Genomic DNA, 23,309 nt, shown 5'->3' with positions numbered 1-23,309 from the left:
AGGTTGGCTTCCGCTATTGCTGGCATGATCGCGAACATGCTGGAGACCTCGGCGCGTCTGCTCGAACTGCTGTCGTTGCTGCAGCTCAAGCGTGACTGGACGAGCGCCGAGCTCGCCGGCCGGCTCGACGTGAGCACCCGGACCGTGCGCGCCGACATCGGCAAGCTGCGGTCGCTCGGGTATCCCGTGGACGCGCGCCGCGGCGTCGCGGGCGGGTACCGGCTGGCCGCCGGGACGGCGATGCCCCCGCTGCTGCTCGACGACGACGAGGCCGTCGCCGTCGCGGTCGGACTGGGTGCGGTCGCGGCCCAGAGGCTGGGGGTCGAAGAGACATCGCTCACCGCGCTCGCGAAGCTGGAGCAGGTGCTGCCCTCGCGTCTGCGACGGCGGGTGGAGGCGGTACGCGAGGCGACGAGCGTTGTTCCCGGGGCTGGGCCGCCGCTCGATCTCTCGGTTCTCGGCGCGGTCGCCGCCGCGATCCGCGGCCACGAACGGCTCCGGTTCGGGTACACGAAGCGCGGGGGCGAGGAAGAGGCGCGCCACACCGAACCGCAACGGCTGGTGAACTGGGAAGCGCTCTGGTACCTGCTCGCGTGGGATCTCGACCGTGACGACTGGCGGGTCTTCCGGGTCGACCGCATGGTTCCGCACGCACCGACGGGTGCGCGGTTCCGGCCGCGCGTGATCCCGCAGGACAATGTCGTCGAGTTCGTCGTCGGACGCATCAGCAAGGGAGCCTGGAAGTACCGCGCCCGCGTACTGATGCGTGCTCCCGCCGCCGAGATCGCCGCGAAGATCCACATCCCGGTCGACGTCGAGGTGGTCGACGAGTCCACGTGCCGAGTCGAGGTGGGTTCCGACGACCCGGACCGGCTCGCGTTGTGGATGACACAGCTCGACGTCGACATCGAGGTGATCGACGGGGACGAGCTCGCGGTGGCGTTCGATCGCCTCGCGACGAGGTTGCGCCGCGCGGCGGGCGACGGACCTCGCGATGGTTCCCGGTGATCGATTCCTTGCCGGCGCCCGGCGCCCACTCGTCCGGATCGACCGCCGGCGGGCAGCCGGCATCAGAGCTGATCTCGTCCGTCGGCCTCGTAGCTGACCGACGTTCTGGTCTCCGTGATCGGCGACCAGAACCCCGGCTACCGTCTGGTCGACGTCGTACCGCGGGACGACCTGTGGCACTCGTGCCACTACAACCTCCGGCGTGTTCTCCAGCTCATCGCCCATGCCGGCGACGCCGAGGTCTTCTACGACGCGGCCCGCGGGACGGGACGACGTCGCGTCGAGCCGCAGCTGCCGTTCGGCGACGTGCTGCGGTCCTTCCGGCTCGGCGGTCGCCTGGTCTGGCTGGCCCTGACCGATCAGGCGCGGGCCACCGGGGACGTGAACAGCGAGGCGATGCTCGACCTCACGACCCGGGTGTGGGAGGTCGTCGACGCGATCTCGGATGCTCTGGTACTCGGCGATGCGCTTGCCGAACCGCCTGCGCTCCTTGACGTACGCCGTCGCGTGGTCGAGTGCGCGCGATCCGGGCGCGTCAGTGCAGCTCGTTCGCCGTGAGGAGGCGGATCTCGGCGCGTAGCCAGGTGGCGGGGTCGGCCGGCGCGGTGCCCCACGCCCGGACCGCCTCGGCGCAGCGGGTCAGGCCCGTGCGGGTCAGGGCGGCGGCGATCGGGGTGGCCCTGGCCGGGAACGTGGGCGGCAGGCGGTTCAGGCCGCGGTGCGCGGCTTCGGCGAGCAGGGCCAGCGCGCCCTCGATCGCGGCGGCCGGTGGAGGTGGCCGGACGGGACCCGCGGCCGGAGGGACGGTGCCGGTCGCGGGCGCCAGGTCGGGCACCACCACCCCGGCCGCGGTGCGCACGGCGAACGGCTCGACGACCAGCCCGCCGCCCGCTCGCCGGATGGCGCCGGACACCTCGAGCGGGTCGCCTGCCAACGCCTCGGCCAGCGCGTCGAGGGCGCCGGGTGCGGCCGCGCGGTGGGTGAGGCTGACCGTGGCCTCCGCGCCGCCGGGGTCCACGACGACCGCGTCCAGGCGCTGGGCGCCCGCGAGGTAGCGGACCTGCCGCACCCGGGCTATCGGCACCACCCGGACCAGCTCGGCCGCGACCCGCGGCCGGACCACCCTCGGTGGCAGGCCGGTCAGCTGGGCCAGCGCCTCGGTGACCGGCGGACGCAGCGCGGGCGGCAGCCCGGCCCACGACTCGCCCACCGGGCTGACCGTGGTGCGGGCCAGCCGGCCCGCCCCGAACCGCACCACCCGGCCCGCGCTGCGCACCGCCGCCTCGCTGACCACGTTGCCCGCGGCGAGCGCCGCCAGCGTCGTGCCCGCGAGCCGGCGGGACCGCATCGGCCCCGTGCCCGCCGGCCAGCGGTGCCGCACCACCAGCACCGTCTCCGTGCCGGGGTGGGCGAGGAACACCTCAGCGGTGTCGGCATCGTCTTCGTGGTCCACGCGGCAGCCCAGCGCCACCAGGCGCACCTGCCGCAGCGGGGTCTCCGCGGGCTCGTCGGTGCCCAGCACCCGCGCGGGTGCTCGCGCACCGGAGTGGTGGCGGGCGTGCAGTTCCGCGATCAGTTCCGCGACCCGCACCGGTTCGTGCCGGGCGGATCGTGTGCCGTAGGCGGTCAGCTGCTCGACCAGCTCCGCCAGCGCCGCGGCGGGCCAGCGCAGGTTCGCCCGCTCGCACTCGGCTTGCTCGCGGCGCAGCGCGGCGACCAGAACCTCGTCGGCCGGCACGACCCCGGTGCGCAGCAGCTCGCCGGCGGCCGCCGCGACCGCGGCCATCGCGCCGGTCGCCGCCCCGGCCGCGGGCCGGTCCACCCGGCCGGCGAGCTCGACGGTCACGTCGGGATCCGCGGGTGCCAGCACGTCCGCCTGCCGGAACGCCCAGACGGCGACCACGACGAGGACGTCCCTGGCTTCCGCGCGGGCGTCACAGTCGACAAAACCCAGCTCGCCGGGTACCAGGAAGCGCACCGTGGCCGCCGGCGTCTCCACCGTCATGGCCGGCCTGCGCACCCGCGCGGTGAGCCCGCCGCCCACCGCGCGCCGGGCCGCGGTGAGGGTGCGGGCCCCGAAGCGGGCGGTCAGCTCCTCGTCGGTCACCGCCCCCGGCCACCCCGCCGGGACCTCTCCGGCCGGTGCCGCCGCCGGGGCGGCGTGATCGCGCTGGTAGGCGAGCACGGCGCCGAGGCGGTGCCGGCACATCCCCGGCGCGCCGCACGTGCAGCTCGCCGCGTCCAGCCCCCGGCCGGGCGGCAGCACCACCCGCGTGCCGTCGGCGAACACCGCCTCGACCGTGCCGTCCCCGGCCGACGTGACCGGCGGGACGCCGTCGAGGTCCCGGGTCGCGCGTTTGACCAGGCCCCGGTTTGCGAGGGCGGCGAGCGCGTCGGTGGTCAGCGCGAGCAGGTCCGCCCTCACCGGCCGATCCTGTCCGCCACGAACTCGGCGAGGTGGCCCGGGGTCATCGCACCCACGTGCGCCCCCACGTCGGCGAGCCGCCGGCCGAGCGCCCGGTCGTAGTCGGGGTTCGCGGTCTCGTCGAGGGCGGCGAGGCACAGCACGTGCGTGCCCTGCCCGACCAGTCCGTGCACGGTGCGCACCAGCGCCCCCTCGTCCCCGCCTTCGTAGAAGTCGGACACGATCGCGACGATCGCCCGCCTCGGCGCGTCCACCAGGCCGGCGCCGTAGCGGACCGCGCGCGCGATATCCGTGCCGCCACCGAGCTGCACCTTCATCAGCAGCTCCACCGGGTCGGTGACCTCCGAGGTCAGGTCGACGACGTTCGTGTCGAACGCGACGAGGTGGGTGCGCAGGCCGGGCACGCCCCACAGGCAGGCGGCGGTCACCGCGGAGTGGATCACCGAGCCCACCATCGAGCCGGACTGGTCCACCAGCAGCACCAGCTGCCACGGCTGGGTGTGCCGCCGCCCGCGCGAGGTGAACCGCGGCTTCTCGATCAGCAGGCGCTTCGAATCGGGCTGGTAGTGCGCGAGGTTGGCCCGCACGGTGCCCCGGAAGTCGAAGTCGCGGGCCTGCCGGAAGTTGCTCGGCCGGCGCAGCCGCGTGCCGGTCAGGCCGTGCTTCACCTCGGTCGCGAGCCGTGCCATCAGCTCGCGGACCACCTCCGTGACGATGCGCCGCGCCAGCGCGAGCACCTCCGGGTTCATCAGGTGCTTGGTGCGCAGCACGGCCCGCAGCAGCGCCGGGTTCGGCTCGACCCGGGCCAGCACCTCCGGGTCGGTGACGATCTCGTGGATGTCGTAGCGCTCGACCGCGTCGCGCTCCAGCCGCTCGACGGTCTCCTGGGGGAACAGGCGGTGCACGTCGTCGAGCCAGTCGACCGCCGTGAGGTTCGAGTCCCCGCTCCCGCCGCCGCGCACCCCGCGCTCGGCGAGGTCCGGATCGCGGCCGTACAGCCACGACAGCGCGGCGTCCATGGCCGCGGTCTCGCCGTCGAGCCCGGTCATGCCCGCCGCCGGTGCGCCGAGCACCAGCCGCCAGCGCTCCAGGTCGCTGCTCGGTCCGTCGTTCACAGGTCCGCCAATCCCGCCCGCGTGAGCATCTCGTCGATCGCCTCCTCGATGGCCGCGCCCTCGGCCACCAGTACCGGGTCGGCCCGCACCCGCAACAGCCCGCGCCCCGACCCCTCACCGCCGTGCCGCGCGACGAGCGCGGTCGCGAACCGCTCCCGTTCGGCGGGCGGGAAGAACTCGAACGCCTGCCGCAGCGCGGGCAGCGCGATCAGGAAGTCGTGGGCGGTCAACGTGCTCACGACTTCGTCGAGCACCGCGGTGAGCCCGCCGTCGTCGAGCACCTCCTCCCGCGCCACCGCGAACAGGCCGGCGAGCCAGTCGCCGAGCACCGCGGGTGCCCGGGGCACGGCGTCGCTCGGCACCACCGCCGCGCCCAGCGCCCAGCACAGGCCGAGCCCGGCGCCGCGCAGGTCCGGCGGCACGTCCCGGCTCGCGACGAGCCGGCCGCCGACGCCGATCGCGATGTCCGCGTCGAGGCCGAGCGCGGCGCCGCCGTCCCGGACCGCGTCCCGGACCGCCGCGAGCGCCCGCAACCGGGCCGGCTCGGCGGGGACGTCCCCGCCGCGGATGCCCTCGGCCAGCCACAGCGTCTGCGTGGCCGCGGTGGTGACCACCGTGCCCAGCAACGCGCTGCCCGCGGTGCCGAGCAGCCGGTCGTGGCGCCACAGCCCGAGCGCCACCCGCAGCGCGGCACCGAGCGGCCCCAGTTCCCGCGCCGCTGCCACCCCGGCCGCGACCCGGGTGGTCAGGTCACCGGCGAGGTCGGCGAGCCCGCACAGGGCGGCGTCGTACAGCAGCCCCGCGAGCGAACCCACCTCGTTGCGCCGGTCGGCTCGGCCGGCGAGCGTGGCGGTGGCGGCGTCGGCCGGGGTGCCGCCCCGGGCCGCCGCCTCGATCAGCGCGGACTCGCGCCGGTCGGAGGCGGTGAGCTGCCAGCGTTCGGCGGCCGTCGCGTCCCGGCCCGCAGACGGGCCCGACTTCCGTTCCACACCGGGGACCCCGAGCACGCGCAGCCGGTGCAGGACGCGGCTGCGCCGCAGGTCGGTCGCGTCGGTGAGGTCCAGCCGGACGTCCCGGGTGCCGTCGAGCCCGAGCGCGGCCAGCTCCGCGGCGACCGCGCCGACCAGCGGCGGTGCCGGGGTGTCCGGGTGCAGGCGGCCGGTGCGGTCGCCGGTGAGCGCGGCGACCATCTCCACGACCACCGGGTGCGCGCCGGGCGACAGCGGGCCGCGGGCCGACCACGGCAGCGGCTGGTCCAGCGCGTCCGACACGAGCGCGCTCACCAGGCCGTCCAGCACGTCGGTGCGGGCCGGGTGCGGGTGCCCACGCAGCGCCGCGAGCCCCTCGCCCAGCGCGTTCGCCGAGATCAGGTCGGCGGTGGACACCGGTTGCCTGCGGGCCCGCAGCCGTGTCACCACGTCGGCCACCAGCCCGGTCGCGGCCTCCTGCGGCCCGGCCTCCCAGAGCCGCTGGTAGTAGCCGGGGGAGGGCATGCCGGAGGCGTAGCCGGTGAACGCGTCGAGCCTGCGGTTCGAGTACGGCACCAGGTAGCTGCCGGCCTCCGTACCCGCCGGCACGTCCGGGACCGGCGGCCAGTCCGGGTTCGCGGTGGTGCCGCCGGCGTCCGCGAGCCTGGCCACCAGCGCCGGGCGGTGGAACCCGCCGACCACCACCACGACCGGCCCCTCGTCCCGCGCGGCCGCCGCGGCGACCCACCGCGCCATGTACTCCTCGCGTGCGGTGTCCTCCGCCCCCGCGTCCGCCTCGCCGCGAACGAGGTCGAAGTACGCGGCGAGCCGCTCCGCCAGCCCCTCGTGCGGGTGCGCCTCGACCAGGTGGTCCCACAGCACGTCGACGTTGTCCACCGACAGCGCGCGGCACAGCCGTTCCGTGGCGTCGGTGTAGCGGCGTTCCGCGTCGGCGTAGACGTTTTCCGTGTCGGTCGCCCGCCAGCCGGGCAGGTCGATGAACCGCACCTGCGCGCCCACGGCCCGGCCTTCGGTGAGCGCGATCCACTCGGGGGAGTAGTCGCAGAACGGGGCCCACGACAGCCGGGTGCGGGCGGCGTCGCGCACGTAACTGAAGATCGCGAGCGGCGGGGTGTGCCCGAGCAGCAGCTCACCGATGCGGCCGGTGAAGTCGGCCGGTCCCTCGACCAGCACGTGCGCGGGCCGGTGCGCGGCGATCGTCTCGCGCACCAGCCGCGCGCACGCCGGGCTGTGGTGGCGGACCCCGATGACGTGAACGGCGCCCCCGTGTACCGGTGCCGCCATCAGCCCGGCAGCCGCAGCCGGGCGCCGTGCAGCTCCGCCCACGCGGGCGAGCCCTTGCGCCGCGCGGCGTCGTGCTCGAGGTAGCGGCGCAGCTTCGCGAGGTCGTCCGGGCTGTCCTTCGCGGCCGTCCCGGCCAGGCATTCGACGACGTCCTCGCCGGTCCCCGCCTCGCCGCGCAGGTACCAGCCGCGCAGGCCGACGGCGTGCGCGACCGACACCGCCTCCGCCGTGCTGAGCACCGTGGACAGCCGTTCCCCGCCACCACCTCCGGTGCCCGCGCGCAACTCCCGGAACGTGGTGACCAGCACCTCGAGGACGTCGCGACGCTGCGCCACCGGCACCCCGGAACGGCGCAGCAGCTCCGCCGACTCGGTCGCCACCAGCGCCAGTTCGGTGTCCAGGTCGGGGATCGGGAACACGGTCTCGAAGTTGAACCGGCGCTTGAGCGCCGCGCTCATCTCGTTGACCCCGCGGTCGCGGGTGTTGGCGGTGGCGATCACGTTGAACCCGTCGGTGGCGAACACCATCGCGTCCCGCCCGGTCAGCTCGGGGATCGCCAGGACCCGGTCGGACAGCGGGGAGAGCAGCGAGTCCTGCACCTCCAGCGGGCAGCGGGTGATCTCCTCGAACCGGACGACCTTGCCCTCGGCCATGCCGCGCAGCAGCGGCGCGGGGACCAGCGACCGCGTCGACGGGCCCTCCGCGACGAGCATCGCGTAGTTCCACGAATAGCGGATCTGGTCCTCGGTGGTGGCCGCGCCGCCTTGGATGGTCAGGGTCGACACGCCGCTCACCGCGGTCGCGATCAGCTCCGACAGCAACGACTTGGCGGTGCCGGGCTCGCCGACCAGCAGCAGCCCGCGGCTGGTGGCGAGGGTGACCAGGGCCCGGTCCACGAGGGACGGGTCGCCGACGAACTTCTTGCGCACCCCCAGTTTCGCGTCGCCGACGACGAACCGGCGGGCCGCGTCGAGGCTGAGGGTCCACCCCGGCGGGCGGGGCGCGGTGTCCTGCTCGCGCAGGCGGACCAGCTCGTCGGCGAACCGGACCTCCGCGGGCGGGCGCTGCAGCTCCTGCCCGGCGGTCACGGGGCGCCCACCAGTTCGGTCAGGTCGGCCAGCAGCTCACTCGCCGACACCGCGTCGAGCGTGCCGAGCGGCGTGTCCTCCCGGCCCCACCAGCCGTCGTGATCGGGCGACAGGAACACGCGCCGGATCTCCTGGTTCTCGCCGAGCATGGTGGGCTCGCCCGCGACGATGCCCTCCTCCAGCTCGAGCACCCCGAACCAGCCGCCCGCGAGCGGTTTGACCACCCCGGCCTCCACTCCGCCGTCGTGCGGCGCGGTGCGTTCCCAGCCGCGCTTGGTGAGACCGAGGACCCGGCTCACGCTCACCGAAACCTTGCCGAACCGCGCCAGGGTGAGCGCGGTGCGTTCCTCGTCGGTCAGCGCGAGAACCTGCCGGCCGAGTTGCGGGAACGGTTGCAGGATCTCGTAGTCGGCGAACACCTCCGACCACGCGGTGAGCGCGTCCCCGAGGTGCAGCGGATGGGCGACGCCGACGGTGGTGCCCGCGGCCGGGGTGTAGGTCTCGTCGTCGGCGTCGGCGAGCGTGCGGTCCTCGGCCAGCCGGAACGCGCCGGCCAAGGAGTCCTGCTCGTCGTAGACGGCCCACACGAGTCTGCGCACGACGTGCCGGAGCAGCGGGTGCCCGGAGAAGTAGCGCGCGAAGTCTTCGTGGCTCCACCGGCGTCCCGCGACCATGGCCCGCTCCAACCGCGTGATCTGGTCGCTCGCCAGGGTGCGGACGTCCTTCTTCAGCGCGGAGAACCGCTGGTAGGCGGCGGTTGCGAGGTCCGGGTCGTCCTTCGCGCCGGGCTTGGGCAGCGACTTGCGGCGGGTGCCGTCCTCGTCGGAGACGGTCGGGCGCAGCGCCTCGTCGAAGCCGACGACGAACCGGCGCGGGCCGTAGTCGAGGACCATCGTGCCGTCCTCCGCGAGCCCGAGGTCGGGCACCAGCCGGTCGGCGAGCTGCTCGGCGGTGAGCCCGAGCTTGGCCGCCACCAGTTCGATCTTCTCCCCGGCGCGCTGCTTGAGCCCGGAGAACTTGACCTTCTGCGCGATGCCGTTGAGGTGCATCAGCGCGACGTCGGTGCCGATCTCGGCCAGCACGTCCAGCCCGGTGACGGCGCGGGCGTGCCCGCCCTCGCCCGGCCAGGCACGGATGACGGGCGACAGCCGCCGCACGGTCTCGTCGTCGCCGACGGCGGCCAGCGCGGTCAGCGCCCAGCCGTCCTTGGCCGGCAGGCCCGCCTTGCGCCACGCTTCGAACACCGCCCACCCGAATTCGGCGAGCGAGCCCGGGTCGCACACCTCGGCAACCTGCGCGATACCGCCGTACGGCTCGTCGGGGGTCCCGAGCACGAACATGGTCAGCAGGTCGGCGGTCGACGCCTTGGGCAGCGCGACGTCGGCACCCCGCAGCCGGATCTGCGGCAGCGCGGCGGGATCGGCCCACGCGCCGGGCGCCGGCATCTTCTTCGGCAACAGCTCCAGCGGGTCGGCGGCGAGGACGCGCGCCACCCCGTCGCCCGCCTCGGCGCCGGCCAGCCGGCCGGCCTCGGCGACGACGGTGCCGGTGCCCTCGTGCGCGGCGAGCGTGCGGAGCATGGCCTCCGCCGCGTCCCGCGCCTTGCCAGCGCGGCCGAGCGCGGCGGGCACCAGGTAGGGCAAGGTCGCCAGGCCGTGCCGCAGGAGCCACGCCCGGACCACCGGCCGGGCCGGCTTGCGGCGGGCCATCGCCGTGGCCATGGTCGCGGCGACCTCGGTGTCCAGGACGGGCAGCAGCGCCTTGAAGTCGTCTTGCCCGTTGTTCATGGCGGCCACGGTGACGACCACCGGGACCGCGGCGGTCCCGAACCGGGCCAGCAGAGCCGGACCCCACACATCGAGGTTGTAGAGCCGCTTCGGCTGCCAGGCCGTGAGCGCGGGCAGTGCCAGTTCCTCCGGCGCGTGCAGCAGTATCGAGGGCAGCATCCAGTCGCTGCCGCGGTGCTTCTCCAGCTCCTCTGCCCAATCGGTGCCGGGACGGGTGTGGCGGCCGGAGGAGTCGCGCGTCCCCCGCGCGAGAACCTGAGCCCGTTCCCCGTCTTCCCACACGACACGCGTCGGCGCGGCCACGGCCAGGTCGGTCAGCACCACCGGCGGCGCGGTGTCGCGCGGACGGGTCCAGGGCGGACTGACCAGCACCGGCGGCAGCAGTTCGGCCGGCGCGTCGGGCAGCCGGACGACACCTTCCTGGGTGGCCAACGCGGCCTGCCTCGCCGCTTCCGGCAGCGTCGGCACGACGTCGATGAGCAGCTCGGGGCGCGCCATCAGGTGGGCCCGCAGCAGCTCGGCGGCCACCTCGCCGCTCTCGCCGCCCTCGGCGGCCGCCTCGGCCAGCAGCCGGGTGGCGCGAACCGGGTAGCGCAGCACGGCCTCCTGCAGCGCGGCACGGAACGGTGCCTTCGCCGCGTGGGCGGCCAGCCCGCGGAACGCGTCGTCGGTCGGCATCACGACGATCGCCGCGAGCAGGCGCTTGAGCATGTCGTTGTCGGCTTTCGCGGTCCACCGCACGAGTACCGGCGCGGCGGCGGGGCCGATCGTGCGCACGATCGTCGGCAGCGTCCTGGACTGACGGTGCAGGCCGTAGGCGTCGCCGAGCTCTTCCAGCTGCTCCGCGCTGTGCACGGCGCACAGGTACATCCACCCCGCGAGGTGCCCGTGGTCGTCGACCTCGGCGGGCAGCTCGTCCACCCACGCCCGCTCGGTGGGCGCCAGGAACGCCGCGACCAGCCGGGTGCCGGGGCTCTTCCGGAAGCCGCCGAGCACCTCGACGACCCGCGCGTACTCGGCGTCGTCCGCCGCCGCGACCGCCGCGCGGACCTCCCCGAGCACCTCGGGGCCCGCCCAGCGCCACGGCAGGTGCTCGCCCTCGGCCAGGTGACGCACCGCGTTCGCTGCCTGCCGGCCGCCGAGGCCCTGAGGGGTGAGGGTGGCCAGCCGCATCGCCGCTTCGGCCGCGAACAACAGCCCGTGCTCGGCGAGCCAGTACGGCCCGAACCGGCCGAGGTCGTCCCGGTCGTAGTAGGTCACGGAGGCGCTGAGGACGGTGAGCACCGCCGCGGCGCCCAGCGGGTCCGCGGTACCGCCGAGGTGCGCACGCGCGGCGGCGGCGACCGGCTCGTCGGTGTCCGGTGCGTCGAGCACTTCGTCGATCTCGTGCCGGTACGCGGCCAGCAGCTTGCCGGCCGCCGCGTGCGCGTCGGGGGAGGGGCGGTACCGGGGCTTGCCCAGGTCCCGGCGGGCGTAGGCCATCCGCACCACGCCCGCCGGTGGGTCGAAGGTGTCTTCGTCGACCACGGTCTTGGCGGTCTTCTCGGTCTTCGCGACGGGCGTGCTCTGGACGGCCGGCTCATGGACGGACGGTGCCTCGGTGGCCACCGCGCCCGTGTCGGTGTAGCCCTTCTTGACCTTCTCGTCGACCTGTTTGGCGAGGAACGCGGCCGCGTCGGGGGCCGAGCCGAACCCCTTGCGCTTGGACTGCCCGCCGGTCCCGATCCGCCCCCACGTCACGACCACGTCGGTGCCCTGCACCACCCCCTCCCAGAACTTCGCCGAGCCACCGCCGATGTACTCAAGACGCCGCACGTTCCACTCTTCCCTGCCGTACTTCTCCGACCGTGTGCCCAAGCTAGCCGGACCCACCGACAGTCCGGAGTGGATCGCGCGGATCGGGGTCCGCGAAGGTGCTTGGTGAAGATCACGACGGGGGGCGTTCCGACGGTGGCCGCCAAGACGTTCGACCAGCGCCGGCCGTCGGCCGGACGCTCGCGGAGATCACCGTGAATCCCGCACAGGGGCTGATCACTGACCCGAGACGACCGGCCCGACGGCAGCAAGTGGAACCGTTGGCACCGCACGACAGTTCCGGTGAAGGCGCGTGGTCGAGGTGGGGTCACGTTGGACGGATGCACGTGTTCTGCGGGCATGACGGTGAGCTGGGGAATGTTCGCTCGAACAGCGCAGTCGAGATGTCGTCGAAGCTACGGCGTATAACGCTCTATTCGTCGACGCTTGTGACTTCGCGAGATTGAACCTGTGACCTCTCATTGACGGCGGGAGCTGTTCTTGCCGGTGTGGGCGACTTTCGACACCGACGGCAGCGGCTACCTCTCGCGCGACGAGATCTCGGCCACCACCCGGCAGTACTTCACCAGCACCGATGCCGAGGCGCCGGGCAACAGCCTGTAGGGCCCGCTCGTCTGATGAACTGAGGCAGCGAGATACGTGTCTTCCGTGTGGCCGTCCCCGGCGGTCCCGATTCGTGCTTCCACAGGCACCTGCACGAACTGGCCCAGCGCCGCCCCAGCCCTGGCGAGGTGACCTTGAAGACGCGCCCGGCGTCGCGGCGCACGTCCTCGGGCTTCGATCCACACCCGAGCCGGCCGGCACCGGCGAGGCGGAACGGGCTTTCGCTTCGGCGCGGCCGTACCTCCCGGTACCGCCGTCGCGCCGGACCTGTCGGCGGTGAGGTTCCTGACGCTGGAAGCCGTTGTTCCGCTGCCGGCTCTCGTCGAGCGGAGTGCCGCTGAAGGCAAGGCCCGGCTGACGGTCTCCGTGATCGCAGCGAACCTGGTACGCCGGCGTTCCGGGTGAGATAGCGTCGCGGCATGATCGACACTCGACGACCTGGTGGTCGGCCTGCCGGCGGTACGGCGATCGCCGCGCTGGTACTGGCTCTGGTGTGTGCTTTGTGGACGTTGTGGGGGATCGGGCAGAACCTGTATCTGCTCATCGCGGTTCCCGACCGGGAGTTCGATTGGGCGTTGGTCGTGTACGCGTTCTTCTGCGCCGTCGAGCTGGTCGTGCTGGGGCTGGGGGCCGGATTGCTGGTGGCGCGCCGGGGTGCGGGACGGTGGCTGGTGCTGGTCGGCGGGGTGCTGGTCGCGGTCCAAGCGGCGGTGAGCGTGCTGATCTTCTTCATGCTCAACGGCGGTTTCGACTGGTATGCGAGGGGCGCGGTCACGTTCCTCGTGTTCGGGCCGGTGATGGTGCTCCCGGCGGTTACTGCCGCGGTGCTGGCCGCGCTGCCGAGCACCGGCCTGTGGTGCGCGAGTCGTTCCCTCCCGGTCCCGCACCCGGCGACGGCGCCGCAGCAGCGGGTGTGGTGATCCCTCGCGATGCGACTACGGGGTCGCGCCGGTGGTGATCACGCTGTTGCGGGGCCGGGGCCGCTGGAGGTCTGTGAACGGCGCGGATCGTCGCGGTCCGGCCGGCCTGACCGCGAGCGTGTCGCTCCGTGTTCAGAGATCGCGAGAGCCGGGTATTCGCGGCTCTGAGTCTCCTCCGTGCTTGGCGGGATTCGTCGATGGCGTCGGTTCAGCGGCGAGCCGGCGTCATCGTCGTGTCTTCCGCGGCTGTTGCGGCGGGTGACCGGGTGAGTCGGCGAACGGCGGTCTCGACGTCCGGCATGATCTTGATGTCGCGGTCCAGTTGCAGCAGGGTCAGCGGGCGCAGCACCACGTACTGGCTGGTGGCCACCAGCATCTGCCGGCCGGTGATCCGCCGCCCGGCGGCCAGCAACTGGCAGCCGACCCGTGAGGCAAAGCCGGCGCTGCATACGGCGGACTGAGAAGCTTCTGGTTCCGGAGAGTGGCACTTCAGCGCGGGACAAGGCATCGGTGCAGCCGGCTGCGGAGGCGATACCTCCGGCCGGGCCGACCCGCAAGCCGGGCCGTATTCCACAGTGGACTCCTCGACGGGACCGAGACGATCGTGCTGCGGGAAACGGAAGGTGGTCGCTTCTGTTGTCGGTCGTGGTGTGATGGTGGGCCACGAGTTCAGATCCTCGCCGGCCGGCGGAAGCGGCTGCCGTGGAAGACCAGTGGCGGGGTGGTGGTCACCGTCTTCAGCCGGTGGATGCGCAGCAGGGCGATCAGGTGGTCGCCCTGCTGGGACCTCCTCGTGCAGCGAGCACTCCAGCCAGGCGCTCGCGCCGGTGGTGAAGACGCTGTCGTCCGGGCCTGCTTCAACGCCTCCTCGATCGCCGTCCGAGCGCTCACCCAGGCCGCGGCGAAGGAGCTGGCGCCGCAGGGCATCACGGTGAACGCCTGCTGCCCGGGCGTCGTGGACACCGACATGGGGATCACGGTCGATCGCGAGATGGCTCGGCACACCGGCGCCGAGCCGGGTGCGACCTACGCCCAGTACGTTGACGGGATCGCGCTCGGCCGCGCCGAGACGCCCGACGACGTCGCCGGGTTCGTCTCGTACCTCGCCGGTCCGGACGCGAAGTACCTGACCGGGCAGGCGCCCCTGATCGACGGAGGACTGGTTTACCGATGAACGACAAGCCGCAGCTGCGGCAGGTGCAGCACCCGGTCGCCGACGTCGGGGCGGCGGTCGAGTTCTACGCCGCCGCCTTCGGCTTCACCGAGAAGTTCACCGACGGCGACCGGTACGCGGCGCTCGACGCCGGTGGCATCACGCTGGCCCTCGCCGGGCCGGCGGAAGACGTCACCGGCGGCGTGCCCGCGGCGTCGATCAAGGTGCCCGACGTCGCGGCGGCCGTCGACGCCGTGGTGCGCGCCGGTGGTGTGGTCGTGCGCCCGGCCGAGCGCGGGCCCCACGAAACCCGCGCCGTAGTGCGGGATCCGTGGGGTAACGCGCTCATCGTGTACGGCCCGGCCTGATCGTCAGAAGACGACGACCGGCTTGACGACGACGCCGGACTCGGAGTCGGCGAACGCCGTGTTGATGTCGTCGAGCTTGTAGGTGCGGATCAGCTTGTCGAGCGGGTTCCCACAGCTTGACGAGCGTCGGGATGAACCGCTGCGGGACGGAGCTGCCCTGGATGATCGTCTTGAACGTCCAGCCCTTCACCAGGGACGCTCCGATCTCGAACCGCAGTTCACACCGGCGCCGCCGGTGATCGTCGACAAGGCCTCGGCGAGATCGTCCCTGCCGCTGTTGATCGTGTGGGTCGCGCCCAGCTCGCGAGCCAGCTCCAGGCGGTTGTCGTGCAGGTCGACGGCGACGGTGGTGGTGCAGCCCGCGACACGGGCGGCCATGATCGCCGTCAGGCCGACCGCGCCCGAACCCGTCACGGCGATCGACGACCCGGCGGGCGGGCGCAGCTCGTTGAGCACCGACCCGGCGCCCGTCTGCATGCCGCAGCCGAGCGGAGCCAGCACCTCGAGCGGAACCTCCGGGTCGACGCGGATGACGCTGTTCTCGGCGACGTTCGCGTAGGTGCCGAACGCGGACTGGCCGAAGAAGTGGGACGACACGGCGGATCCGTCTTCGGCGCTCAACGCGGTCGTCCCGTCGGTGCGGCGGCCACCGAAGTCCTCGGCGAACAGTGGTCATCGGTCCTCGATTCTCTTCGGGTCCTTCACAACCAGGTGGGCAGCGCGGGGCGGTCGTCGCGGCGCAGCCGGCCGGTGAGCCAGCCGGCCGGCTCGGCGGCCGGTGCCTCGATCGCCGGGCCGCCCCCGCCCAGCTGCCACGTGGTGCCGCGATCCGCCGGGGCGAGCGTCGCCGCGGGGCAACCGTCCTTTCGGGACAGCGCCGCGGTGACGTCGTCGAGCAGCAGGTCGACGACTCCGGGCGGAAGCTCGACCTCGGCCCCGAGGTCGACGGCGTGCAGCCGGACTTCGCGGATGCGCATCCACGGGATCTCCGCGGCCGGGATCGCACGTCGGCCCGCCGGATCGAAGCGGGCAGCACGTTCATCAACACCCACTCGTTCGACTCACTGGACCTGCGGATGCCGTTCGGCGGCATCAAGCAGAGCGGCATCGGCCGCGAATTCGGCACCGCAGGGCTCTCGGCGTACGTCGAGGAGCACTCGATCCGCCGCCTGAAGTGACATCGGCGGTGCCGGAGGGGGCATCACCTCCTCCGGCACCGTGCGCGGGAATGAGATCCGGTCTCGAAGTGTTGATCATGGGCATGTCCGACGAAACCGCAGAACTCAGTCCCACGGAGTGGGTGCAGGACCAGACCAAGACGATCCTGGAGACCGGGACCACCGAGGGGATCGAGGTGCTCGGGTCGCCGGTCGTGCTGCTGACGCTGCGCGGCGCGAAGTCCGGCAAGCTGCGCTACACCCCGGTGATGCGGGTGGAGCACGCCGGGAGCTACGCGGTGGTGGCGTCCAAGGGCGGCGCTCCGGAGCACCCGGTCTGGTACTACAACATCAAGGCGCACCCGGAGTTCCCGCTGCAGGACGGGACCGTGACGAAGACCTACACGGCGCGCGAGGTCGAGGGGGCTGAGCGGGCCGAGTGGTGGGAGCGCTCGGTCGCGGCCTACCCGTCGTACGCCGAATACCAGACGAAGACCGACCGGCAGATCCCGGTGTTCGTGCTCGACCCGAAGTAACAGCGTGCTCGCTGAAGGGGGTGCGGCCGCCGGCCGCACCCCCTTCTTTTCCGGCCGTCGTCACGCGGCCGGGTCGACCAGCAGGCCCTGCTGATCCGGGAGGACATCGGCGACGCGGAGGGCCGGGCGTCGGCACTGGTCGTCTTCGACGAGCTGGCCCACCCGAAGGTGGCCGAGGTGCGTGCCCGGCCGGTACTGACGGGCCGCCTTAGCGGTTTCCCGGCCTGGTCACCAGGAGTTTCAGCGTGGGCTGAATCGTTCGCCCGCACGATGACCCGGCTGCGACGATTCCGCTCGCAAGAGCCGAGGCCGTGACGCTCGCGGCTTCGGCTCACTCACGCGCGGATGGCGCGACCCCAGGGAGCTCAACGTGCGACTACGTCGGTTGGCGTGCGCGGCGACGATCACCGCGCTGGTGGCGTCGATGGCCACGATCCTGGTCCTGGACGGCGGGAGTCCGCCGCCGCCGGCACCGGTCACCCAGGCGCCCGACCAGGCTTCGGCGAAGCTGGCGGCGTTCCGGCAGGGTACCCGGGTCGAGGTGCTCGACCAGCGGACCCCGACCCGGGCGGTCTTCGCGAATCCCGCGGGTGAGATGACGGCCGAGCTCACGGCCGTCCCCACCCGGGTGCGCCGGGGCGACTCCTGGGTGCCGGTCGACGTGACGATGCAGCGCCGGGCCGACGGCACCGTCGGCCCCGAAGCCGCGGTGGGCGAGCTGACCCTGTCCGGTGGCGGCCCGGCGGGTGCGCTGCTGACCCTGCGGCGCGACGGGCACTTCCTGGAGCTGACCTGGCCGGGCCCGCTCCCCGCGCCGCGGCTCTCGGCGGCCACGGCGACCTATCCCGAGGTTCTGCCGGGGGTGGACCTCGTGCTGATCGCCGGCCCGAACGGCTACCAGCAGCAGCTGGTGGTCAAGACCGCCGAAGCGGCGAAGAACCCCGCGCTCGCGTCGATCCGGCTGGCGGTGCGCACCGACGGCCTGACCCTGAAGGTCGACGGCGCCGGCTCGGTGCACGCGGCCGCCGCGGGTGGTGGTGACGTCTTCGCCGCGCCGCCGTCGACCATGTGGGACGCGAAGGGCAAGACCGCGAAGGTCGCGGTGTCCGCAGAGGACGGCGCGCTCACCCTGTCCCCGGACCGGGCGGCGCTCACCGGTGCCGGCGTCGCCTACCCGGTGACGATCGACCCGAACATGGTGACGTTCGACAAGAACGCGTGGGCCACCGTGCTGTCCGGCAAGAGTTACCAGTCCTACTGGTGGACGAGCGGGTCGCCGCCGTGGGCCCAGGTCGGCCAGTGCTACGAAGACGGCTGGTGCGAGGGGATCGGCGAGGCGCAGACCTACTTCCAGTACGACACCGGGTTCCTGGCCGGCAAGACGATCACCCAGGCGAGCCTCGACACCACGGTCGTCTTCAGCCCCAACTGTTCCGGCCGGACCCACCGGCTGCACCTGGCCGACGGGCAGATCAGCCCGGAGACGACCTGGAACGTCCGGCCGGGCAGCCGGTGGTACCGGGAGTTCACCGCGCCCGGCGTGTACAACCCGGGCGGCTGCGGTGACTTCAAGACGGTGGGCGTCGACGTCGCCGACATGATCGACACCGGCGGCGTCACGACCTTCTTCCTGACGGCCGCGGACTCCGGCGACCAGATCGCCTGGCGCAAGTACGACCCGGGGGCGACCAAGGTCGTGGTGACGTACAACCAGGTACCCGACGCGCCGTCCGACCTGGCCACCGACCCGCCGCTGCCCGCGCCGTGCAAGTGGTGCGGTGGCGCGCGCTACCTGGCCGGCGACGACCTCCGGCTGATCGCCCGGCTGTCGGACCCCGACCAGGACCTGGTCGAGCCGCAGTGGGACATCTGGCGTGACGGCGTCCTGGAACGCCGCCTGGGCAACGGTTTCCAGAGCTCCGGGGCCTTCCACGACACGGTCGTCGACCTGAAGGGACTGCGGGACGGCACCGGCGTCGACTGGGTGGTGCGGGGCAGTGACGGCAAGGCGTCCGGCCCGGAAACGCACGGGACCGGGGCGTTCTACGTCGACCGCGTGGGGTTCACCGACCAGCAGGTACCGAACGTCTCGGCCGTGCTCTACCAGCCGGACAACCGCTGGCACGGCGGGACCGGGGTGCCGGACACCTTCACCTTCACCGCCAACAATGTCGGCGACGTCGACCACTACCTCTACGGCTGGCAGGATCCGCCGGCCACGCCGGTGGACGCCCAGTCGCTCGGCGGCCCGGCCAGTGTCCGGCTGACGCCGCCCGGCGACGGGCCCCGCGAGCTGTTCGTGCAGAGCGTCGACCGCGGCGGGCACCGCAGCAAGTCCCAGGTGCACCGCTTCTACGTCCGGCCGGGCAACGGCCCGCTGGCCCAGTGGTCCTTCGAAGGCAACGCGAAGGACAGCGCGCACCTCGGCGACCACCACGGCACGCTGGCCGGTGCCGCGACTTATACCTCGGGCGGCGCCGCGGGTTCGGCGGTGCACCTCGACGGCGTGGCCGCGCAGGTGTCGGCGCCGAACGCGGTCCGCACCGACACGAGCTTCTCGGTGGCCACCTGGCTGAAGCTCGACCAGCTCCCCGCGGCCGGCACCGGCTTCACCGCGGTGTCCCAGGACGGCGGCCGGCTCAGCGGGTTCCTGCTCGGCTACCGCGACGAAGGCGGCGGCAAGTGGGAGTTCACACTGCCCGCCGCGGACACCGCGCAACGCCCGGCGGGGGAGAGCGTCCGCGCGAACGTGGCGGCGTCCGTGGGCACGTGGACCCACGTGGCCGCCACCTACGACTCCCAGGCCAAGCAGATCCGCCTGTACGTCAACGGGGTGCTCGCCGGGACACAGGCCCGGACGAGCGGGTTCAACGCGACCGGGCCGCTGGCGATCGGCCGCGGCAAGTGGGCCGGCGCCCCGGCCGACTTCTGGCCGGGCTCGGTCGACGAAACGCAGCTCTACGACCGGGTGCTGAGCGCCCCCGAGATCGCGGCCCAGGTGGGGGCCAGCGGAGTGCAGGTCGCGCACTGGAAGTTCGAGGAACGCGGCGGCAGCACGGCCGTCAACGCGGTCGAGGGCGCGCCCGACGGCGTCCTGGACAACGGCGCGGCCTTCGTCGCCAACGGCGCCGTGGGCGGCGGGATCAAGCTCGACGGCGTCGACGACTCGGTGTCGGCCGCGGGCCCGGTCGTGCGCACGGACCAGAGTTTCTCGGTGGCCGTGCAGGTGAAGCTCGACCGGGCGGACGCGGGCACCTACACCGTGCTCAGCCAGGACGGCGAGCGGATCTGCGGGTTCTGCCTGCAGTACCAGGGAAACCGGTGGCAGTTCATCTTCCCGGGGTCCGACGCGGACAGCCCGGCCGAGTACTTCTGGGTGGCCGGGGCGTCGCCGCCGAAGGCCGGTGAGTGGACGGCTCTCGTCGGCACCTACGACGCGTCGACCCGCAAGATCCGGCTGTACGTGGACGGCGCCCTCGCCGGGGAGTCGACCCGCACGACGGCGTGGCAGGCGCTGCGGTCGTTCCGGATCGGCCGGGCGATGATCCGGGCCGAGCAGCGGCAGGCGTTCCCCGGCACCCTCGACGAGGTCCGGGTGTACAACCGGGCGATCGGCGAGGACGAGGTGCGCGGGATCGTCAGCCGCGACAACGTCACGGCGGGCACCTGGCGGCTGGACGGGACCGCCGTGGACGCGAACGGGAAACTTCCCGGTGTCCTCAACGGCGGCCCGGACTGGTCGGCGGGACAGACCAACTCGCCGGACCCGGCCGACCTCGCGGTGCAGCTGAACGGGACCGGGGCGCACATCAGCACGCCCACCGCCGTGCACACCGACCAGAGCTTCTCGGTCGCGGCGTGGGCCCGGGCCGACAAGACCGGTGCGCCCGCGACGATCCTGTCGCAGGACGGCACGATGGTCAGCGGCTTCGCGCTGCAGGCGACCGCCGACCGCTGGGCGTTCACCGCGATGCCCTCGGACGGCACCGCCGCGGGCGATCAGGCCCTCGGGGGCACCGTCCAAGCCGGGGTGTGGACGCACCTGGCCGGCGTCTACAGCAAGGACCGCAAGCAGCTCGACCTGTACGTCAACGGGGTGCTCGCGGGCTCGGCGGCGCACACGACCGCGTTCGACGCCACCGGCGGGTTCCAGATCGGCCGGGGCAAGCGCGCCGGGGCGAACGCCGACTTCTTCGCGGGCGCGGTCGACGACGTGTCGGTCTACAGCCGCGCGTTGTTCGCCGGTGAGGTCGCCACCATGGCGGGGCAGGACCTGAGCCTCGGCCACAACTGGACGATGGACGAAGGCAGCGGCACGACGACCGGGGACGCCGTCGGCCCCCGGCAGGCGACGCTGCGCAACGGCGCCACGTTCACCGCGGGCCGGATCGGCAACGCCGTCAAGCTCGACGGCGTCGACGACGTGGTGACCACCACCGGGGTGGACGTCCGGACCGACGGCAGCTTCACGGTGTCGGCCTGGGTGAACCTCGAAGGCACCACCTGCGACTTCGCCACCGAGACCAGCTGTTTCACCAGCGCGGTGTCGCTGGACGCCGGAGACGGCAAGCCGTTCGGCAAGTTCCGGCTGGGCTACGTCGAGGACACCGCCGGGCACGACGGCAACTGGACGTTCGAGATGCCCGAACGCGACGGCACCGTCACCAAGGCGGCGGTCGCGGCCGAGCCGGGGGAGCTGTGCCGGCCGGGGGAGCAGTGCAAGTGGGTGCACCTGACCGGCGTCTACGACGTCGGGGCCCGCGCGATCTGGGTGTACGTCAACGGGAACCGCAAGGACGACGGCACCCTGCTCACCAGCTGGCCGGGCACCGGCGGCCTGCAGATCGGCGGCGGCAAGGCGATCGGCGAGCAGCCCAAGTCGTGGCGTGGTGGCGTGGACGACGTCCGGATCTACAGCGGCGCGCTGACCGCCGACCGGGTGTCGGCGCTGGTGCGGTCCTACCCGTTGCCCGGCGGCCCGGCCACGCTGCCGGTCGCCGACGCGGGGGCGTGGAAGTTCGACGAGAACACCGGCACCACCGTGGCCGACTCCAGCGGCCGGGCCAAGACCGCGACGCTGAAGGGCGGCGCCGGGTGGTTCGCCGGCCGGATCGACAGCACCGGGTGGTTCGACGGCACGAGCGGGTACGCCGAGACCGCCGGCCCGGTCGTGGACACCAAGGGCAGCTTCTCCGTCGCCGGCTGGGCGTTCCTCACCGACGGCGCCCGCAACGCGACCGTGCTGGGGCAGGACGCGAACCAGGTGAGCGCGTTCCAGGTGCGCTACGACGCGGCGACGAAGAAGTGGGCCGCCGTCGTCGCCCTCGCCGACCAGGCGAACGCGGGCTCCGTCGTGCTCGTCTCCAGCGAACAGGCGCAGCTCAACGACTGGGCGCACCTGGCGCTCGTCTACGACGTCCGGCTCGCGCAGCTGCGGCTCTACGTCAACGGGGCGCTGTCCGCGGTCCAGGTGGGGGTCACGGTCCAGGACGCCACCGGCAGGTTCGCGGTCGGCCGGGCCCGGGTGAACGGCACCACCGCGGACTACTTCCCGCGGGGCGTCGACGACGTGCGCGCCTACGGCCGGGCCCTGACGGACGGCGAGGTCCGCCGGGTCCACGACGAGGCCCCCGCGGCCGTCCACGGCTTCTGGCGGTTCGACGACGGCACCGCGCGGGACTACTCGTGGCGGCAGAACCCGACGACGCTGTCGAGCGCCGGAACGTCGTTCGCCCCCGGCGTCTTCGGCAAGGCGCTGGAGCTGGACGGGGTCGGCGGGGCCGCCAGGTCCACGAACGTCGGAGTCCCCATGCGGGACAGCTTCACGGTCTCGGCCTGGGCCAAGCTGACGCGCACCGACAAGGTGGCGACCGTGCTCGCGCAGGACGGCGTCCGCCGCAGCGGGTTCGCCCTGCAGTACCGGCCCGAGGTCGACCGGTGGATGTTCGGCGCCGCCACCAGCGACACGGACACCGCACCGCTGGTCTACGCCAACTCCCTGCAACCGCCGACGGTCGGCGCCTGGACGCACCTGAGCGGCGTCTACGACTACGCCGCCCGCCAGCTGCGGCTCTACGTCAACGGCCAGCTCGTCGGGACGAAGGACAACGTGCTGCTGTGGGTCGCGGGCGGCGGGCTCACCATCGGCCGCGGCCGGGACAAGGGCGCGACGACGGAGTACTTCCCCGGCCTGATCGACGAGGTCACGACGGACAAGGGCGTTCGCCCGGCCGACAGCATCCGGCTGGCCGGGACCTTCCAGCCACCCTCCGGCGGGCAGCTGGGCCGGTTCGTGAACGACGCCGGTGAGCGCTACACCGCCAGGTCCGCCACCGGGTCCGACGCGCCGTTCGCCGGCGCGCCGGCGGGCTTCCGGTTCGACCGCCCGCTCGGGGTGGCGCTCGGCGGCCCCGGAGCGGACACCGTGCCGCTCTACACCTGCCGGGGCCCGGCCGGGCCGTTCACCTCGGCCGAGCCGGGGTGCGAAGGACAGCCGAAGATCGGCACCCTCGGCTGGGCCTACGCCACCCCGCCGGCCGACGTGGCGACGGTGCCGCTGCGGCGCTGCCTGGACGGGGCCGCCCGGTTCGACTCCACCGACGTCGCCTGCGAGGGGCGCGCCACGGACCGGGTGCTCGGCCACGTCGCCGCCTACACGCCGCTGACCCGGTACTTCCACGACCTGTCGGGCCAGCACTACACCAGCAGCCTCGGTGCTCCGCCGGGCTTCCGCTACGGCCGCTCCCTCGGACTGCTGGCGACGACCGACCAGCCGGGCACCGAGCCCCTGCTGTCCTGCACGGACACCGCGGGCCAGTTCGTGACGCAGGACCCGGGCTGCGAGGGCAAGGGGACCGGCGTCCCGGTGGGCCGCGTCTTCACCCAGCCGCCGCCTGGACTGGCCGGCAGGCCGCTCTACAAGTGCGCGGTGGCCGGCGGGATCCGCTTCACGTCCGTCGTCGCGAACTGCGAAGGCCAGACCGTGCTGGGACAGCTCGGGTACGCGCTGACCACGCTGCCCGGCCCGTCGGCACCCTGACCGCCACCCGACCGAACCCAAA

At 73.3% G+C, this 23,309-nt stretch carries 17 protein-coding genes; 9 read left to right on the top strand and 8 right to left on the bottom strand.

Going from position 1 to position 23,309, the window contains the following annotated elements; all coding sequences use genetic code 11:
* Positions 1–36 precede the first annotated feature (36 nt).
* Both OG439_RS19795 and OG439_RS19790 read left to right on the top strand, forming a co-directional pair.
* Complete coding sequence (locus OG439_RS19795) at positions 37–1,008, top strand: helix-turn-helix transcriptional regulator (RefSeq protein ID WP_326950842.1); 972 nt, start codon at positions 37–39, stop codon at positions 1,006–1,008.
* 114 nt (positions 1,009–1,122) lie between these two features.
* Positions 1,123–1,566: a hypothetical protein gene (locus OG439_RS19790; RefSeq protein ID WP_326950841.1), complete on the top strand. Its 444-nt coding sequence runs from the start codon at positions 1,123–1,125 to the stop codon at positions 1,564–1,566.
* Here the strand turns inward: OG439_RS19790 and OG439_RS19785 are convergent.
* The 5 genes from OG439_RS19785 to OG439_RS19765 are packed head-to-tail and all read right to left on the bottom strand — an operon-like array spanning position 1,544 to position 11,511.
* Positions 1,544–3,433 (bottom strand): hypothetical protein, encoded by a 1,890-nt coding sequence (locus OG439_RS19785; RefSeq protein WP_326950840.1) that lies wholly within the window; start codon positions 3,431–3,433, stop codon positions 1,544–1,546. The genes OG439_RS19790 and OG439_RS19785 overlap by 23 nt on opposite strands.
* Positions 3,430–4,548: a VWA domain-containing protein gene (locus OG439_RS19780; RefSeq protein WP_326950839.1), complete on the bottom strand. Its 1,119-nt coding sequence runs from the start codon at positions 4,546–4,548 to the stop codon at positions 3,430–3,432. The genes OG439_RS19785 and OG439_RS19780 overlap by 4 nt, the downstream gene beginning before the upstream one ends.
* Positions 4,545–6,821, bottom strand: coding sequence for a DUF5682 family protein (locus tag OG439_RS19775; RefSeq protein WP_326950838.1), 2,277 nt, complete (start codon positions 6,819–6,821; stop codon positions 4,545–4,547). Before OG439_RS19775 ends, OG439_RS19780 begins: the two co-directional genes overlap by 4 nt.
* Positions 6,821–7,909 carry an ATP-binding protein gene (locus OG439_RS19770; RefSeq protein WP_326950837.1) on the bottom strand — a complete coding sequence of 363 codons (1,089 nt, stop codon included), beginning with the start codon at positions 7,907–7,909 and terminating at the stop codon, positions 6,821–6,823. The genes OG439_RS19775 and OG439_RS19770 overlap by 1 nt, the downstream gene beginning before the upstream one ends.
* Positions 7,906–11,511 (bottom strand): DUF4132 domain-containing protein, encoded by a 3,606-nt coding sequence (locus OG439_RS19765; RefSeq protein ID WP_326950836.1) that lies wholly within the window; start codon positions 11,509–11,511, stop codon positions 7,906–7,908. The genes OG439_RS19770 and OG439_RS19765 overlap by 4 nt, the downstream gene beginning before the upstream one ends.
* A 480-nt stretch (positions 11,512–11,991) precedes the next feature.
* Between OG439_RS19765 and OG439_RS19760 the strand changes: the two genes are divergently transcribed.
* Complete coding sequence (locus tag OG439_RS19760; protein ID WP_326950835.1) at positions 11,992–12,114, top strand: hypothetical protein; 123 nt, start codon at positions 11,992–11,994, stop codon at positions 12,112–12,114.
* 419 nt (positions 12,115–12,533) lie between these two features.
* Entirely contained in the window at positions 12,534–13,034 is a 501-nt protein-coding gene (locus OG439_RS19755; RefSeq protein WP_326950834.1) for a hypothetical protein, read from the top strand.
* 208 nt (positions 13,035–13,242) lie between these two features.
* Here OG439_RS19755 and OG439_RS19750 read toward each other — a convergent pair whose 3' ends face one another.
* Entirely contained in the window at positions 13,243–13,446 is a 204-nt protein-coding gene (locus OG439_RS19750; RefSeq protein WP_326950833.1) for a hypothetical protein, read from the bottom strand.
* A gap of 381 nt (positions 13,447–13,827) precedes the next feature.
* On the opposite strand from OG439_RS19750, the gene OG439_RS19745 reads away from it, so the two are divergent.
* Both OG439_RS19745 and OG439_RS19740 read left to right on the top strand, forming a co-directional pair.
* Positions 13,828–14,208, top strand: coding sequence for an SDR family oxidoreductase (locus OG439_RS19745; RefSeq protein ID WP_326950832.1), 381 nt, complete (start codon positions 13,828–13,830; stop codon positions 14,206–14,208).
* Entirely contained in the window at positions 14,205–14,555 is a 351-nt protein-coding gene (locus OG439_RS19740) for a VOC family protein (RefSeq protein ID WP_326950831.1), read from the top strand. Before OG439_RS19745 ends, OG439_RS19740 begins: the two co-directional genes overlap by 4 nt.
* A gap of 186 nt (positions 14,556–14,741) precedes the next feature.
* Here OG439_RS19740 and OG439_RS19735 read toward each other — a convergent pair whose 3' ends face one another.
* The gene (locus OG439_RS19735) at positions 14,742–15,152 is read right to left on the bottom strand and encodes a zinc-binding dehydrogenase (protein ID WP_326950830.1); all 411 of its coding nucleotides are present in this window, start codon (positions 15,150–15,152) and stop codon (positions 14,742–14,744) included.
* A gap of 104 nt (positions 15,153–15,256) precedes the next feature.
* Positions 15,257–15,532, bottom strand: coding sequence for a hypothetical protein (locus tag OG439_RS19730; RefSeq protein ID WP_326950829.1), 276 nt, complete (start codon positions 15,530–15,532; stop codon positions 15,257–15,259).
* On the opposite strand from OG439_RS19730, the gene OG439_RS19725 reads away from it, so the two are divergent.
* From OG439_RS19725 to OG439_RS19715, 3 genes are all read left to right on the top strand, one after another.
* On the top strand, positions 15,506–15,733 hold the full coding sequence (locus OG439_RS19725; RefSeq protein ID WP_326950828.1) for an aldehyde dehydrogenase family protein: 228 nt from the start codon (positions 15,506–15,508) through the stop codon (positions 15,731–15,733). The two genes, OG439_RS19730 and OG439_RS19725, sit on opposite strands and share 27 nt — an antisense overlap.
* Before the next feature lie 83 nt (positions 15,734–15,816).
* On the top strand, positions 15,817–16,248 hold the full coding sequence (locus OG439_RS19720; protein ID WP_326950827.1) for a nitroreductase family deazaflavin-dependent oxidoreductase: 432 nt from the start codon (positions 15,817–15,819) through the stop codon (positions 16,246–16,248).
* 424 nt (positions 16,249–16,672) lie between these two features.
* Positions 16,673–23,287 carry a LamG domain-containing protein gene (locus OG439_RS19715; protein WP_326950826.1) on the top strand — a complete coding sequence of 2,205 codons (6,615 nt, stop codon included), beginning with the start codon at positions 16,673–16,675 and terminating at the stop codon, positions 23,285–23,287.
* The last annotated feature ends 22 nt before the right edge of the window (positions 23,288–23,309 follow it).

Source organism: Amycolatopsis sp. NBC_01307, assembly GCF_035975215.1.
Classification (GTDB): Bacteria; Actinomycetota; Actinomycetes; order Mycobacteriales; family Pseudonocardiaceae; genus Amycolatopsis.
Note: the sequence above shows the minus strand (reverse complement) of the source record. Positions and strands in the feature narration are given on the sequence as shown.

Coding starts and splice junctions, on each gene's coding strand:
- OG439_RS19795 (WP_326950842.1), top strand. CDS start 37: ATGCTGGAGACCTCGGCGCGTCTGCTCGAACTGCTGTCGTTGCTGCAG.
- OG439_RS19775 (WP_326950838.1), bottom strand. CDS start 6,821: ATGGCGGCACCGGTACACGGGGGCGCCGTTCACGTCATCGGGGTCCGC.
- OG439_RS19755 (WP_326950834.1), top strand. CDS start 12,534: ATGATCGACACTCGACGACCTGGTGGTCGGCCTGCCGGCGGTACGGCG.
- OG439_RS19740 (WP_326950831.1), top strand. CDS start 14,205: ATGAACGACAAGCCGCAGCTGCGGCAGGTGCAGCACCCGGTCGCCGAC.
- OG439_RS19730 (WP_326950829.1), bottom strand. CDS start 15,532: ATGCGCATCCGCGAAGTCCGGCTGCACGCCGTCGACCTCGGGGCCGAG.
- OG439_RS19720 (WP_326950827.1), top strand. CDS start 15,817: ATGTCCGACGAAACCGCAGAACTCAGTCCCACGGAGTGGGTGCAGGAC.
- OG439_RS19715 (WP_326950826.1), top strand. CDS start 16,673: ATGGCCACGATCCTGGTCCTGGACGGCGGGAGTCCGCCGCCGCCGGCA.